Source organism: Plantibacter sp. Leaf1 (assembly GCF_001421315.1).
Classification (GTDB): Bacteria; Actinomycetota; Actinomycetes; order Actinomycetales; family Microbacteriaceae; genus Plantibacter.
Map to the genome: position 1 here is coordinate 77,597 of NZ_LMJX01000002.1, position 14,594 is coordinate 92,190.

12 protein-coding genes are annotated in these 14,594 nt (G+C 70.5%); 6 read left to right on the forward strand and 6 right to left on the reverse strand.

Annotated features, from left to right (window positions below):
- Positions 1–83: 83 nt before the first annotated feature.
- On the reverse strand, positions 84–479 hold the full coding sequence (locus ASE44_RS02640) for a hypothetical protein (protein WP_056777259.1): 396 nt from the start codon (positions 477–479) through the stop codon (positions 84–86).
- A 67-nt stretch (positions 480–546) separates the two neighbouring features.
- Between ASE44_RS02640 and ASE44_RS02645 the strand changes: the two genes are divergently transcribed.
- Positions 547–1,386, forward strand: a complete 840-nt coding sequence (locus tag ASE44_RS02645) for a siderophore-interacting protein (RefSeq protein ID WP_056777262.1) — start codon at positions 547–549, stop codon at positions 1,384–1,386.
- Positions 1,387–1,405: 19 nt separating this feature from the next.
- Here the strand turns inward: ASE44_RS02645 and ASE44_RS02650 are convergent, their stop codons facing one another.
- Positions 1,406–2,404 carry an NAD(+)/NADH kinase gene (locus ASE44_RS02650; protein WP_235522528.1) on the reverse strand — a complete coding sequence of 333 codons (999 nt, stop codon included), beginning with the start codon at positions 2,402–2,404 and terminating at the stop codon, positions 1,406–1,408.
- Between the two features lie 159 nt (positions 2,405–2,563).
- Between ASE44_RS02650 and ASE44_RS02655 the strand changes: the two genes are divergently transcribed.
- The gene (locus ASE44_RS02655; RefSeq protein WP_056777266.1) at positions 2,564–3,337 is read left to right on the forward strand and encodes an alpha/beta hydrolase; all 774 of its coding nucleotides are present in this window, start codon (positions 2,564–2,566) and stop codon (positions 3,335–3,337) included.
- A gap of 45 nt (positions 3,338–3,382) precedes the next feature.
- Here the strand turns inward: ASE44_RS02655 and ASE44_RS02660 are convergent, their stop codons facing one another.
- Positions 3,383–3,844, reverse strand: coding sequence for a DUF3817 domain-containing protein (locus tag ASE44_RS02660; protein WP_056777269.1), 462 nt, complete (start codon positions 3,842–3,844; stop codon positions 3,383–3,385).
- Between the two features lie 197 nt (positions 3,845–4,041).
- Between ASE44_RS02660 and ASE44_RS02665 the strand changes: the two genes are divergently transcribed.
- Positions 4,042–5,091 (forward strand): LLM class flavin-dependent oxidoreductase, encoded by a 1,050-nt coding sequence (locus ASE44_RS02665; protein WP_056777272.1) that lies wholly within the window; start codon positions 4,042–4,044, stop codon positions 5,089–5,091.
- A 33-nt stretch (positions 5,092–5,124) separates the two neighbouring features.
- Here ASE44_RS02665 and ASE44_RS02670 read toward each other — a convergent pair whose 3' ends face one another.
- On the reverse strand, positions 5,125–6,348 hold the full coding sequence (locus ASE44_RS02670) for a sensor histidine kinase (protein WP_056777275.1): 1,224 nt from the start codon (positions 6,346–6,348) through the stop codon (positions 5,125–5,127).
- A 103-nt stretch (positions 6,349–6,451) separates the two neighbouring features.
- On the opposite strand from ASE44_RS02670, the gene ASE44_RS02675 reads away from it, so the two are divergent.
- Positions 6,452–7,183, forward strand: a complete 732-nt coding sequence (locus tag ASE44_RS02675) for a response regulator transcription factor (RefSeq protein WP_082455720.1) — start codon at positions 6,452–6,454, stop codon at positions 7,181–7,183.
- 18 nt (positions 7,184–7,201) lie between these two features.
- Here the strand turns inward: ASE44_RS02675 and ASE44_RS02680 are convergent, their stop codons facing one another.
- Positions 7,202–9,646 (reverse strand): ATP-dependent DNA ligase, encoded by a 2,445-nt coding sequence (locus ASE44_RS02680; RefSeq protein ID WP_056777277.1) that lies wholly within the window; start codon positions 9,644–9,646, stop codon positions 7,202–7,204.
- Positions 9,647–9,757: 111 nt separating this feature from the next.
- Between ASE44_RS02680 and ASE44_RS02685 the strand changes: the two genes are divergently transcribed.
- Both ASE44_RS02685 and ASE44_RS02690 read left to right on the forward strand, forming a co-directional pair.
- Positions 9,758–10,729, forward strand: coding sequence for a Ku protein (locus tag ASE44_RS02685; protein WP_056005345.1), 972 nt, complete (start codon positions 9,758–9,760; stop codon positions 10,727–10,729).
- A 130-nt stretch (positions 10,730–10,859) separates the two neighbouring features.
- Complete coding sequence (locus ASE44_RS02690; RefSeq protein WP_056005349.1) at positions 10,860–13,043, forward strand: ATP-dependent DNA helicase RecQ; 2,184 nt, start codon at positions 10,860–10,862, stop codon at positions 13,041–13,043.
- Between the two features lie 6 nt (positions 13,044–13,049).
- Here ASE44_RS02690 and ASE44_RS02695 read toward each other — a convergent pair whose 3' ends face one another.
- Positions 13,050–14,552, reverse strand: coding sequence for an MFS transporter (locus ASE44_RS02695; RefSeq protein ID WP_255353611.1), 1,503 nt, complete (start codon positions 14,550–14,552; stop codon positions 13,050–13,052).
- Positions 14,553–14,594 lie beyond the last annotated feature (42 nt).

The window sequence follows — 14,594 nt, forward strand, 5'->3', positions numbered from 1 at the left end:
AGGGGCGCTCTGCTGCATCACGGGTCGGACGACGGCGCGGGTGCTCCGTCGGCGCGGAGAACGTCGCAGTCGATGGCCTCGGGTCAGTTGCCGCCGCCTGAGACGATCGCCAGGACACCGACGATAGCGATGGCGATGATCGGACCGAACGACAACACCGTCTTCGCGATCGTCCAGGCGCGGTTCTCGCGCTCGGGAGCCGGTAGTTCAGCCGCCGAGACGTACACCGGAGCCTGCTCGCCGTCACCGGAGGCGGCGCCGGTCAGCTGGAGGACCCGCGAGTCGTCCCAGGCGCGGCCGTCGAAGTGGACCTGGCGTTCGTCGTCCGTCGGGTGGGGGTACCAGCCGGCGGCTTCCGTCTGCGCCGGCTTGTCCCGCTGGAACCGCAACACCCGTGACTCGCCCCAGGCCTCACCGTCGAAACGGAGTTCCTTCGTCGGGTCGTCGGGGTTCGGGTACCAGCCTGCGGTCGTAGCCATTGATCCAGTATGACAGCGGGATCCGCCCTGCCGAGACCCAGCGATCGACGGCAGAATGGAGACAATCATGACGACGACACCGCGACCTCGAGCCCCCCGCCCGCAGACGATCCTCGAGGTGGTCCGCACGGCCTGGATCACACCGCACCTGGTGCGCCTCACTCTCGGCGGACCCGGATTCGCCGATTTCCAGCCCAAGGACGCCACCGACAGCTACGTCAAGCTGTACTTCGCGAAGCCCGAGCTCGGCCTGGAGCCGCCGTACGACCTCACCGCGTTGCGAGCGACCCTCGCGCCGGACGACCTCCCCGTCACCCGCACCTACACCGTGCGGCGTGTGGACACCGGAGAGCGCACCATCGACATCGACTTCGTCGTGCACGGCGACGAGGGACTGGCCGGACCGTGGGCGGCGGCCGCCCAACCGGGGGACCGCGTCGTCCTCGCCGGCCCGGGCGGTGCCTATCGCCCCGATCCGACCGCCGACTGGCACCTGTTCGCCGGAGACGAGTCCGCGGTCCCGGCGATCGCCGCAGCACTCGAGGTCCTGCCGCCTGAAGCGACGGGGCTCGCGTTCATCGAGATCGGTGGCCGCGACGACCTCATCGAGCTCGACCGCCCGGCGGGTGTACAGCTCATCTGGGTCGGGCGCGCCGCTCGCGACGAGTCTGCGGCGGCCCTCCTGGCCACCGCCATCGCCGGTCACCCCTGGCCCGCCGGCCGCGTCCAGGTGTTCGCGCACGGAGAGCGCGAGTCGATGAAGGCCCTCCGCGAGGTGTTCCTCACCCAGCGCGGGCTCGACCGATCGCAGCTCTCGCTCTCCGGGTACTGGGCCTACGGCCGGACCGAGGACCGCTTCCAGGCGGAGAAGCGCGAACCGATCGGGGTCGTCCTTCCGGCCTCGTGACGCCGGCGCCGACGAATCGTCAGTGCGACGGATCGGCCGGCTTGTTCCTCGACCTCCGGACCCGGGACGGTCGTTCGACCCTCGCTCGGATGTCGGGCGGGACGAGGTCGAGCAGTTGATCGCGTCTGAGGGGCAGATCAAGCAGGCTGAGCTTCATCCTGCCCTTGCGGGAATGCCGGCTCGGATCGAGTCGGACGACGTTCGCCGCATCGCGGACCAGCCGGACGGAGACGACCGCACCGCCGGCGACGTCCGCCAGCACCTGGCCGTCGATCTCCACCGCGGCCTGCTTCGTCGCCGTGCCGATCGAGAACTGCAGGCGCTCGGCCGGGCCGAGGATGAACGAGCGGTCGATGCCGGACATCGGTGCCACCGGCGTGACGACGGTGGCCGCCACGGCGGGGGAGAGGACCGGACCGCCCGCGGCGTAGTTGTAGGCGGTCGAACCGGTCGGGGTGGCGACGACGATCGCGTCGGCCTTGAAGTACCCGTACGCGGTCCCGTCCACCGCGAGGTCGGCCATGACGACCCCGGTCCCGGGCCGGCGCGCGATGGAGATGTCGTTGAACGCCAGGAGGTGGGTGACGTCGTCGCCGGTGGTGATCGTGACCTCGAGACCGTGGTGGGGCTCGAGCGAGAACTCGTGGTCGCTGACCCGCTGCAACGCCGCCGCCAGCGCGGTCGGCTCGACCTCCACGAGGAAGCCGACGTTGCCGTAGTTGACACCGAGCACCGGTGCCGACCTGCCGGCCAGCAGGCGCATCGCTCCGAGCATCGTGCCGTCGCCACCCATCGCCACGGCGACGTCCACCGACGAGGCGAAGGCGTCCTCGTCGAGCAGCTCGACGTCGTCGCCGAGGCGGTTCGCCTCCGCGCGCAGGCCGACGAGGCGCGCGCCGTGCTCGAGTTGCCAGGCGCGGAGGATGCGGACGGAGTCGTCGATGTTCTTCGTCGGGTGGGTGATGAGGCCGATCGTCATCGACGGCCCGGCCGGGTGCTTCGTGCGAGTGGTGGTCACCCGACGAGCATAGGCCGACCGCCTGACAGCCGGATCGGGAGGTGCGGCGGTTGTGGAACGGCCCTGTGGAGACGAGCTGCGTCGCTCGATCGACGTTTGGGATACTGGAGGGCACCGTCCACCGTGACCCTCGCGGGACGAGGTGCGCGGAGGAACCACATGAGCGACACCAGCGGCCAGATCGGGCGACCACGGCGGACCGGGCGACTGAAGACCACGCTGCTCGGCGTGCTCGCTGCGCTCGTCGTCCTGGTGCTCGGATTCGTGGTGTGGACGCAGATCGTGATGCCGGGGACCCGGTCCGCCGCGCTCGAGGTGTGGGAGGACCCGGCCGTCTCCGTCACCGACGTGGGTGACGCCATCGTGCTCGCACCGACGGGCGATGCCGCGGTTGAGGCCTCGGGGACGGGGCTCGTCTTCATCCCCGGAGCGAAGGTCGACCCGTACGCCTACCTCCGCAAGCTGTCCGGTGTGGTCGAGGAGGCGGGGGCGACGGTCGTGATCACGAAGCCGACGCTGAACCTGGCCTTCTTCGATGGGCGCTCCCTCGAGACGTTCACCGCGGCGGCTCCCGACGTCGACACCTGGTTCGTCGGCGGCCATTCCCTCGGTGGCGTGCGGGCCTGCCAGCTCGCCGAGGACCCGGCGGTGGCCGGCCTGGTGCTGTTCGGCAGCTACTGCGCGAACGACCTCTCGGAGGCTTCGCTCGCGGTGCTGAGTCTCTCGGGCAGCGACGACGGTCTGAGTACGCCTGAGAAGGTCGCCGACGCACGCGTCCGCCTTCCGGCCGACGCGACGATGGTCGAGATCGACGGTGCGAACCACGCCAGCTTCGGCGACTACGGCGTGCAGCCCGGCGACGGTGAGGCGACCATCTCGAGCGATTCGGCGCGCGCGGCGATCACCCGCGAGTTGGTCCGGTTGCTCGGCTGACCCCGTCGTCGGGGTTCAGGTCGTGCGGTACCGGTCCGTCGGTGGTCAGGCCTTCGGGACCGGAGGCCCGACGACGAGGAGCGCGGTGAACACGGCGACGACCGCGAGGCCGCCGACGACCAGGAGCAGGACGGGGTGGCGGACGAGCCAGCGGGTCGCGCGGTCGAGGACCCGCTGGTCCCGTGGGTCCGAGCCGGCCTCACGTCGCCAGGCGCCGTCGAGTCGACCCGTGCGATCCGCCCAGATGTCGAAGGGGATGGTGGCGTAGGGCACGACGGCGCTCACAAGACCGGTGAGGATCGTTCCGACGCCCCAGCGTTGGTTGATCCCGATGAGGAGCACGGTCGCGCCGTAGACGAGGAACACGAAGCCGTGGAGTGCCCCGCCGATGCTGACGCCGAGCTCGGTCGTCTTGGTGCCGTACTTGAGGATCATCCCGACGATGAGGAGGGTCCAGGTGATCGCCTCGGCGATCGCGATCAGACGGAAGAGGCGGCGCGGCGACACAGGGGCTCCAAGGCTCGGGGTGCAGGTCTTCCAGCTTGTCAGGGACGGCTGGGAGGGTCCTCCCAGGGAACGTCGCGTTCTGGCACCCTGGAGTCGTCGGGAATAGTCGCCACATGGACGAGGTTCTCCGATGTGTATGCAAACGTATACAACCGTCGCGATCGCCCGCGGCGAGCCATACGACGTTGGAGAGCCCCATGACCACATCCCTCGAGTTCGGCATCGACACCTTCGGTGACGTCACGGTCGACGCCGACGGCACGCCGTTGTCACAGGCCCAAGTCCTCCGGAACGTCGTCGAACAGGGGGTGCACGCGGAGGCGGTCGGCCTCGACTTCATCGGCGTGGGAGAGCACCACCGGGAGGACTTCGCCGTCTCCTCACCCGAGATCGTGCTGGCGGCGATCGCCGCGAGGACCGAGCGCATCCGCCTCGGATCGGCCGTCACGGTGCTGAGCTCCGACGACCCGGTCCGCGTCTACCAGCGGTTCGCCACGCTCGACGGCATCTCCGGCGGACGCGCGGAGGCCATCCTCGGGCGGGGTTCCTTCACCGAGTCCTTCCCGCTCTTCGGGTACGAGCTCTCCCAGTACGAGGAGCTCTTCGAGGAGAAGCTGGAACTCTTCGTCGCGATCCGCGAGCAGGAGCCGGTCACGTGGTCGGGGAAGACGCGTGCGCCGTTGCGCGAACAGTCGGTCTACCCCCGGGTCGAGCACGGCAAGCTGAAGACCTGGGTCGGTGTCGGCGGGAGCCCGGAGTCGGTCGTCAGGACGGCTCGGTACGGACTGCCGATGATGCTCGCGGTCATCGGCGGCGGGCCGCTCCGGTTCGCGCCCTTCGTCGACCTGTACCACCGCGCGCTCGCCCAGTTCCAGCTGCCGACGCAGCCGGTGGGGATGCACTCGCCGGCTCACATCGCCGAGACGGACGAGCTCGCGCAGGAGCAGTTGTGGCCCCATTACCGGGCGATGATGGACCGGATCGGTCGTGAGCGCGGGTGGAGCCCGATGACGCGTGGCCACTTCGAGCAGGAGGCCGGTCCGGAGGGTGCGCTGTTCGTCGGATCGCCGGAGACCGTCGCGCGCAAGGTGGCGACCGCGGTCGACGGCCTCGGTCTGTCGCGGGTGGACCTGAAGATCAGCAACGGTTCCCTGTCCCACGAGCACCTCATGAACAGCATCGGGCTGTACGGCTCCGAGGTCGTCCCGCGCGTGCGTGAGCTCCTGGCGGACAGCTCGGCCGCCTGATCCGGTCCGTTCGGAACCCGCGTCCCGGCCGCCTCAGCGGGCGGCCGGGACGCGATAGGGCATGCTCAGCCGGAGGACGGCGCCGCCCTCGGGCGCATCGCTCGCTGCCGAGCTGACCCGGAGGGCTCCGCCGAAGGCGGCTGCGCGGCGGTCGAGCTGGAGCAGACCGCCGGCCGGTTCCGCACCGTCGAGGAGCCCGGTGCCGTTGTCGAGCACCCGCAGCTCGATGGTCCCACTCGCCACCGGAGCACCGTCGTCCCGCGGCGCCGGCGTCGCGATCCGCAGCTCGACGACGAGCCGGTCCGCCGCACCGTGGGTCAGCGCGTTCGTCACCCCTTCTTCCAGGGTCCGCACGACCACGGCGCGTTCCGCCGTCGTGAACACGTTGTCGATCGGGTCGTCGAGGAGGCGGAACTCCGGCGAGACGTCGAGGGTGGTGGTGATCGACGGCGGCAGGCGCTGCAGGATCGCGCGGATGCTCGGTGCGATGCCGACCTCGAGCAGTGGTGGGGACAGCAAGCGGCTGAGCTCTCGGACGTCCCGCTCGCGCACGGTGTGGAGGTCCTCGCCGAGTGACCGCAGCCGCCGGGTCGCGTCGGAGACGGCTGCAGCGCCCTCACGTTCGAGCGCGGCCGTGACGGCGGCGAGCTGCGCGCTGATCAGCACGAGGTGCTGCTGGAGGGTGCCGTGGAGGCCTTCGGCGACCTCGCGCTTCACGCGCAGCTCCTCGCTCTGCAGCGATTGGAGGGCGACGTCGGCGCGATGGCGTTGGTCGGCGTGGGCGCGTTCCTCTTCGCGCGCGCGCCGTCGTGCCGCGCTCAGACTGAACCCGAAGGTGGCGCACACGGCGAGGGCGATCGCCGTGGTCCCGGTCTCGACGAGGACGGTCTGCAGGCTCGGATCGCGGTAGACGCCGAGGAGGAGCTGCAGGCCGCTGCGCAGCAGGCCGGTCGCGAGCGCGACGAGGAGGACGCCGGCGAGCACCTTCGGGCGCCACCACTCGTGGAGGGAGGGACCCCATCTCGACCAGAGCAGCAACGCGAGCACGATGATCGCAACGCTCAGGGAGACGAGGTTCGCGGTGACGCGCTCCACGAGCATGCCGCGGGTGCCGCCGGGCGCGACCCACGTGTAGATGTAGACGCTCTGGAAGGAGACGGCGAGTCCGAAGACCGCGGCCATGGCGCCGCTGGCGGTGATGAAGGCCCGACTGTCGCGCCAGCGTTCGGCGCGAGCGGTGAGGGCCTCCTGGGTCATGGCTCCATTCTGACCTGCCGCGTGGTGCGACGGCGGCATCTCCGGGCGGAAGTCGGGAGCTTCCCCCTCGGACGACGAGCCGTTCATCCGGGATACTCGGACCATGCGCCACCAGCCGCAGCCCGACCGCTCGTCCGCCGTCCCCGTGGTGGGCGCGGCGACGCTCGACGTCGCGCCGGCCGTCCCGCTCCGGGTCGGAGTCGTCGAGGACCAACCGCTGCTCGGCGGGATGCTCGCCGATCTGCTCCGGGGGACGCCGGGAGTGACGTTCGTCGGTCATGCCGCCACCGTCGCCGAGGCGCGGCGGACGTTCCTCCCCGGGACGGTCGACGTCCTGACGATGGACATCGAGCTGCCGGACGGCAACGGGGTGAGTCTCGGCGTCTCGCTGCGTCGCGCCCAGCCGGGTCTCGGGATCGTCCTGCTGTCGGCCTACGACCTGATGGACATGCTCCTCGAGATGCCGGCAGATGTCAGAGACGGCTGGAGCTACCTCTCGAAGACCTCGTCCCTCACCCGCGACGTCCTCCTCGAGGCCATCCGCGTCTCGGCGCGCGGCGAGACGATGTTGGACCCCGAGCTCGTCGACCGCGCGCGGCCCCGAGCGGGTTCGAGCCTCGAGTCGCTCACCGATCGCCAGTACGCCGTCCTCCAACTGCTGGCGACCGGTCGCTCGAACACGGGGATCGCTACCCGGCTCGGGATCGCCGAGAAGTCGGTGCAGAACCATCTCACGGCGATCTACGCCGCGCTCGGGATCGAACACGACGCCGCGAGCAACCCGCGGGTGTCCGCCGTGCTCGCGCTCCTCGCCGAGTCAGGACGACTCGCCTGAGCCGGGGCGGTCGACCGCTCACCGGCCCCGATCCGGCACCTCGAGGTCGTCGACGGCGCGGTCCGGACGCCAGCCGCGCCAGACCGGATGCCTGAACCGGCCGTCGGGGGTCCATTCGCTGAACCGCACCTCACCGATGAGGACGGGATCCAACCAGTTCGCGTCGGCGGCATCGGCCGGTGGCACGCCCAGCAGTGACGTCGACGAGCGCGCCAACCGTTCGAACCGCACGGCGGTCGCGGCGAGCTCCCGGTCGGTGAACCCGCTGCCGACCCGCCCGGCGTAGTGCAGGAGACCGTCGGGCCCCGGCACGCCGAGGAGGAGCGATCCGATCCCACCCGTGCGCCCACCACGTCCCGGTCGCCAGCCCGCGACGACGACCTCCTCCGCCCGCTCATGCTTGAACTTCATCCACGTGCTGCTCCGTCGACCCGGCCGGTAACGACCGTCGAGTTCCTTCGCGACCACCCCCTCGAGCCGGAGCGCCCGGCTGACCTCGAGTGCATCGTGCAGGGAACCGTCGATCCGCGGCGGAACCTGCACGACCGCGCCGGATCCGACCGTCTCCTCGAGGAGTTCGCGGCGCTCACGGTAGGGCAGTCCCGTCCGGTCCTCGTCGTCGAGGGCGAGGAGGTCGAACACCAACAGCCGGACCGGCGTCAGCCGGCGCTCCCGATCGACGTCGCGGTCCGACGTCAACTGCATGCGTCGCTGCAACAGCGAGAAGTCGGGACGGCCGTCGGCCCCGGACGCGACGATCTCGCCGTCGAGGACGACGTCGCGATCCCCGAACGACGCCCCGAGCTCCTCCACCACCTCCGGGTAGGCCGCGGTCAGATCCTTGCCGTTGCGGCTCGACAACCGCACCCGCCCCGTCGCACCGTCGATGCTCGCGATCGCACGGATCCCGTCCCACTTCATCTCGAACGCCCACGACCCGTCGTCGACGACCTCTCCGAGAGCGGCCGGGCTCGCGAGCATCGGAGCGGGGACCTCGCGCGAACGCGCTACCGGCGGAGCCGGCGGATCGCCTGGAGCGCGCATCCGGTGGATGAGCCAGGAGGGCGCGTCGCGCCCGGAGTCGCCGGCGGTCCGGATGAGCGCGAACCGTGCCGGGCGCTCCAACGGACCACCCGGCCGCCCGTGCAGGGTCGCGATGACCTCGTCGTCCCGCCACTTCTCCAGCTCGTAGGTGCCCGCATCCCAGATGGTCACCTCGCCCGCCCCGTACTCGCCGGCCGGGATGGTGCCCTCGAAGCTGCCGTACTCCAGGGGATGGTCCTCGGTGCGGACGGCCAGACGGTTACTGCTCGGATCCGTCGGGACACCCTTCGGCAACGCCCAGGACACGAGCACCCCGTCGTGCTCGAGTCGGAAGTCATGATGCAGCTTCCGCGCCTCATGCCGCTGGATGACGAACGACGGTGCCGTCCCCGCAGCCGACGGTGGCGGGGACGCCTCCGGAACCGGCTCAGGCGTCCGCGAAGCATCGCGTTTCCGCCGGTACTCCGAGAGTCGATCCTCGTGCTCCGACGGCCTGATCGTGATCGACGGACGGGGATCGCCGAGCACCGACAGCGGATCGACACCGTCGGCCAGCCGTTCGAGCACGATCGGGAACTCCAACTGGGAGAGCTCGGGATCGTCGAGCTCGTCCCACGACCGCGGCGCCGCGACCGTGGGACGCAACCGACCCCGCAGGGAGAACGGGGCGATCGTCGTCTTCGACCCGTTGTTCTGGCTCCAGTCGACGAACACCTTGCCCCTGCGTCGATCCTTCGCCATCTCGCTCACCACGAGCGTCGGCGCATCCGCCGCGAGCGCCCGAGCGAGTTCATGCGCCACGAGCGACACCTCGTCCGAACGCTGCCGACCGTCCAACGCCGCATAGAGGTGGATCCCCTTGCTGCCACTCGTCACCGGGACCGGTTCAAGCCCCATGTCGACCAACACCGCGCGTGCCATCCGAGCGACCCCGGCGCACTCGGCGAGCGACACCCCCTCACCAGGGTCGAGGTCGAGCACGAGCCGGTCGGGCGGACGGCGCTCGCCGGACCGGTCGAACCGCCACTGCGGCACGTGCAGTTCGAGCGCGCCGAGCTGTGCCAGCCACGTGAGCGTCGCGAGGTCGTCGACGACCGGGTACTCGTTCGTGTGATCGCTGTGCTCGATGGGGAGACGCTGCACCCAGTCCGGCGCCGACGCACCCAGGTCCTTCTGGAAGAAGCCGGACTCCGGCGCCTCGGCCGTCCCGACACCGTGCACCCAGCGTTTCCGGGTCACCGGCCGGTCCGCCACGTGCGGCAACAGATGCGGTGCGACGGCCGCGTAATACGCGAGGACCTCCGCCTTGGTCGTGCCCGTCGCGGGATAGAGGACCTTGTCGAGATGGGTGAGCTGGATGCGCCGACCGTCGACGGTCACCCACTGCGCCCGCGCGCCGCCGGAGCTCGTCCTCGCCATGGCGCCCAGCCTGCCGTCCGAGCCCGTCAAGGGCTAGCCCTTGACGCCGGTCCGGGTGTCTACTGGTGCGATTGACGGCGTGGGCCGACCCGCCGACGGACAGGAGAGGTCATGCGCGCGATCTGGAAGGGCGCCGTCACGTTCGGTCTCGTCAACGTCCCGGTGAAGGTGTACAGCGCGACGGAGGACCACGACCTCTCGCTGCACCAGGTGCACGACGCCGACGGCGGGCGTATCCGGTACCAGCGCAAGTGCGAGGTCTGCGGCAAGGTCGTCAGCTACGACCACATCGACAAGGCCTACCAGGACGGCGAGCAGACGGTGGTCCTCACCGCCGACGACCTCGCGTCGCTCCCCGAGGAACGCAGTCGCGAGATCGAGGTGGTCGAGTTCGTGCCGAGCGACGACCTCGACCCGATCATGTTCGACCGCAGTTACTTCCTGGAACCGGACTCCTCCTCCTCGAAGGCCTACGTCCTGCTCCGGCGGACGCTCGAGGAGACCGACCGCACGGCCATCGTGCGGTTCGCCCTCCGCCAGAAGACGCGACTCGGCGCCCTCAGGGTGCGCGAGGACGTCATCCTCCTGCAGACACTGCTCTGGGAGGACGAGGTCCGCGAGGTGCGGTTCCCGGCCCTCGAGGAACGAGTCCGCATCTCCGCCAAGGAACTCGAGATGTCGGAGGCGCTCGTCGAGTCCTTCTCGTCCCGCTTCCGTCCCGACGCGTTCGTCGACGAATACCAGGCACAACTCCGGAAACTCATCGATGCGAAACTCGAGCAGGGCGACGCCCTCGACACCGCCGCCACCTTCGGCGAGCAGCCCGAGCCCGACGACGACAAGGGCGCCGAGCCGATCGACCTCATGGAGGTGCTGCAGCGCAGCATCGACCGGCAGCGTGGTGGGAAGGACCCGAAGGCCGACACCGGGTCGAGTGGTTCCTCGAAAGCCGCCTCGTCGAAGACCACGACGTCGAAGAGCACGACCTCGAAGCGCAGCGCGTCGAAGCGCAGCACGACCAAGGCCGGATCGTCGAAGGACGAACCGTCGTCGACCCCGGCCAAACGCAAGAAGAGCGCCTGATCCACCTCCCACCGGTCGGACCCACGCAACCTTCGGGGAACCCTCCTCCACAGCGGCCACGCACCAGCCGGCCCACCCGCCATCGCCACCGCAGCGACCCGCCGTCGGCGGCTCCTGACAGACTTGCCCCATGTCCGACGTCAGCGCGCCAGCCCCCACCCACCACGAAGCCACCACCACCGGGTCGGTCGCCGAAGCGACGGCGGCGCTCGCCGCCCTGACGGGCGTTCCGGGAGCCCGGTTCCACGATGGCCAGCTCGAGGCGATCCTCGCCCTCGTCGACGAGCACCGTCGCACCCTCGTGGTGCAGCGCACCGGTTGGGGCAAGTCGGCCGTGTACTTCATCGCGACGGCGCTGCTCCGTCGGCGGGGTGCCGGTCCGACGCTGCTCGTCTCACCGCTCCTCGCCCTCATGCGCGACCAGGTGGCCGCGGCGGCGCGTGCCGGTGTTCGGGCGGTCGCCATCAACTCGGCGAATGCTCATGAGTGGGACGACGTCCGCGCGCAGCTGGACGCCGACGAGGTCGATGTACTGCTCGTGTCGCCCGAGCGGCTCAACAATCCGCGCTTCCGCGATGAGCAGCTCCCGACCCTCGTGGCTCGAACCGGCATGCTGGTGGTCGACGAGGCCCACTGCATCTCCGACTGGGGTCACGACTTCCGCCCCGACTACCGGCGGCTGGCCGAGCTGATCGGTCGTCTGCCGGTGGAGGTCCCGGTCCTGGCGACGACCGCGACGGCCAACGCCCGCGTCGTCCGCGACATCGCCGAGCAGCTCACCGCACCAGCCGCTTCCGGCTCCACGGCGGCAGAGGTCCTCACCATCCGCGGTTCCCTCGCGCGGGCGTCCCTCCGGCTCGGCGTGCTCCGGCTCCCGGAGTCCAGGGACCGCCTCACCTGGTTGCTCAGCCACTTGGACGGACTCACGGGCTCCGGCATCATCTACACCCTCACCGTCTCCGCCGCGGAGGACACCGCGCGGCTGCTGCGCGAGGCCGGTCACGAGGTCCGGGCCTACACCGGCCGGACCGATCCCGACGAACGCGAGGAGTCCGAGCGGCTCCTCAAGGAGAACCGGCTGAAGGCCCTCGTGGCGACGAGTGCGCTCGGGATGGGCTTCGACAAACCCGATCTCGGGTTCGTCGTGCATCTCGGCGCGCCGTCATCGCCGGTCGCGTACTACCAGCAGGTCGGGCGAGCCGGGCGCGCGACGGAACACGCCGACGTCCTGCTCCTGCCCGGAGCGGAGGACGAGGAGATCTGGCAGTACTTCGCGACCGCGTCGATGCCTGACGAAGCTCGGGCCACGGCCGTCCTCGACGCGCTCGACGATCGGCCACGGTCGACCCCGGCACTCGAAGCACTCGTCAACCTGCGCCGGACCCCGCTGGAACTGCTGCTCAAGGTGCTCGACGTCGACGGCGCCGTGCAGCGGGTCGCCGGGGGATGGGTCTCCACCGGTGAGCCGTGGGTGTACGACCGCGAACGGTACCGCCGGATCGCCGAGGCGAGGGTCGCGGAACAGCAGGCGATGCTCGCCTACGAGCGCGGCGAGGAGTGCCGGATGCTCGTGCTCCAGCGCGAACTCGACGACGCGACCGCCGAGCCCTGCGGACGGTGCGATCGCTGCGCGGGTGCCTGGTTTCCCACCGAACTCGACAGCGCAGCAGCTGCCTCGGCTTCCGAGGCGCTCGGGCGGGTCGGTGTCGAGCTCGAACCTCGAGCGCAGTGGCCGACGGGTGCCGGCAAACTCGGCGTCACCACCGACGGAGCGCCGGTCAGCGGCCGCATCTCGCTCGAGGATCGTCTGGAACCGGGCCGGGCGCTCGCGCGCTTGACCGATCTCGGCTGGGGCGGCGTCCTCCGTGAACTCTTCGCCGCCGGCGCGGCGGACGCCCCGGCGTCCCGCGCGGTGATCGACGCGAGCGTCCGGGTGCTCGCCGACTGGCCGTGGGCGAGGCGACCGGCCGCGGTCGTGAGCGTCCCCTCACGATCACGTCCGCAACTCGTCGACTCGGTCGCCCGGGGTATCGCCTCACTCGGACGACTGCCCTACCTCGGTGAACTGGACCTCGTCGGCGACGGCCCTCGCGGAGGGCCCGGCGGGAACAGCGCCTATCGGCTCGCCGGCGTCTGGGACGCGTTCAGCGTCGGTGCCGAACTCCGCACACAGCTGGCGACGCTCGAGGGGGCGCCGGTGCTGCTCGTCGACGACCGGGCGGACAGCAGATGGACGCTCACCGTCGCCGGACGGGCGCTCCGGCTCGCGGGCTCCGGCCCGGTCCTCCCGTTCGCCCTCGGCATCGTGGGCTGAGCCCCGTCACCCCTCGTGGAGGCTCGACCGCGTGTCCTTCGCGAGGTGCTTCGGCAGCAGGAGGGTGCAGACGAGGCCGACCACGGCGGCCGCCGCGCAGATCGCGAAGCTCAGCCGGAACGCGTCGGCGCTCGGCGTCGTGACGGCCCCGTCCGTGACGACTTGGGAGGCCAGGATGGCGCCGATCACCGCACTCGCGATCGTGGAACCGAGCGTCCGCATGACCGAGTTGAGCCCGTTGGACGCCGCGGTCTCGCTCGGCGGGACGGCGCCCATGATCAGCGTCGGCATCGCCGCGTACGCGAAGCCCACGCCGAAACCGACGGCGGTCGCCGTCAGGACCGTGTGCCAGACCTCCGTCATGAGCCCGATCGCGACCGCGTAGCCGATCGCGATGATCGCGATGCCGATGAGCAGGCTCAGCCGCGCACCCTTCGCGGCCGTCAGCCGAGCGGCGACGGGCGACATCGCCCACATGATCAGACCGCTGGGCATGAGGCAGAGGCTCGCGATGAGCATGTCCTGCCCGAGCCCGACCCCCGTGCCCACCGGTGCTTCGAGGATGCCGGGGAGGACCACGGTGCTGCCGAAGAAGGCGAATCCGACGGTGATCGACGCGAGGTTCGTGAAGAGCACCGTCCGGCGTGCGGCGATCCGCAGATCCACGAGCGGGCTCGAGGAACGCACCTCGAACCAACCCCAGAGGAGCAGGACGACGACCCCGCCGATCAGGCACGCGAGCGTCCCCACGCTCGTCCATCCCCACTCGTTGCCCTTCGAGACGGCGAGGAGGATCGGCACGAGTCCGGCGGCGAGTCCGATCGCCCCGATCCAGTCGAAACCGCCCTCGCTCCGCAGCGTGCTCACGGGGACGAAGCGGGCCACGAGCAGGAATCCGACCAGTCCGAGCGCACCGGCCACCCAGAAGAGCACATGCCAATCCAGGAACTGTGAGATGACGGCTGAGATCGGCAGGCCGACGGCTCCACCGATACCGAGCGTGGCGCTCACGAGGGCGACCGCCGGACCGAGCCGCTTCGCATGGAGCACGTCGCGCAGGATGCTGATGCCGAGCGGGATCACGCCCATCGCCATACCCTGCAGGGCGCGAGCGACGATCAGCGGCACGATCGTTGACGAGAACGCAGCGAGCACCGAGCCGGCCATCATGATCCCGAGCAGGATCAGGACCATCCGGCGCTTCCCGTACAGGTCACCGAGACGACCGGAGATCGGCGTCGCCACCGCAGCGGAGAGCAGGGTGGCGGTCACCACCCACATGCTGTCCGAGGCGTGCACCCCGAGGATCGTCGGGAGGGACGGCACGAGCGGGGTGACGAGCGTCATCATGAACGCCGCGACGAGGCCGGTGAACGCCAGGCTCGCCACGACCGCCCGCTCAGGGAGCGGCTTGCTGAGCGCAGCGCGCTCCTCGTCGCTCAGCCACGGTCGCTCCTGCGACTCCGGTCCGTCGTCATGGTCGTCGGGCTGCGCTGAATCCTGCGTCACGGGTCCTGTTCCTGTGGAGAGTGGATGCGGCCGGAGCCACTC

What these genes read in the sequence shown, in the direction of transcription:
- ASE44_RS02685 (WP_056005345.1), top strand. Translation starts at nt 9,758, where the DNA reads ATGCGCGCGATCTGGAAGGGCGCCGTCACGTTCGGTCTCGTCAACGTC.
- ASE44_RS02665 (WP_056777272.1), top strand. Translation starts at nt 4,042, where the DNA reads ATGACCACATCCCTCGAGTTCGGCATCGACACCTTCGGTGACGTCACG.
- ASE44_RS02670 (WP_056777275.1), bottom strand. Translation starts at nt 6,348, where the DNA reads ATGACCCAGGAGGCCCTCACCGCTCGCGCCGAACGCTGGCGCGACAGT.
- ASE44_RS02640 (WP_056777259.1), bottom strand. Translation starts at nt 479, where the DNA reads ATGGCTACGACCGCAGGCTGGTACCCGAACCCCGACGACCCGACGAAG.
- ASE44_RS02690 (WP_056005349.1), top strand. Translation starts at nt 10,860, where the DNA reads ATGTCCGACGTCAGCGCGCCAGCCCCCACCCACCACGAAGCCACCACC.
- ASE44_RS02645 (WP_056777262.1), top strand. Translation starts at nt 547, where the DNA reads ATGACGACGACACCGCGACCTCGAGCCCCCCGCCCGCAGACGATCCTC.
- ASE44_RS02655 (WP_056777266.1), top strand. Translation starts at nt 2,564, where the DNA reads ATGAGCGACACCAGCGGCCAGATCGGGCGACCACGGCGGACCGGGCGA.
- ASE44_RS02680 (WP_056777277.1), bottom strand. Translation starts at nt 9,646, where the DNA reads ATGGCGAGGACGAGCTCCGGCGGCGCGCGGGCGCAGTGGGTGACCGTC.
- ASE44_RS02675 (WP_082455720.1), top strand. Translation starts at nt 6,452, where the DNA reads ATGCGCCACCAGCCGCAGCCCGACCGCTCGTCCGCCGTCCCCGTGGTG.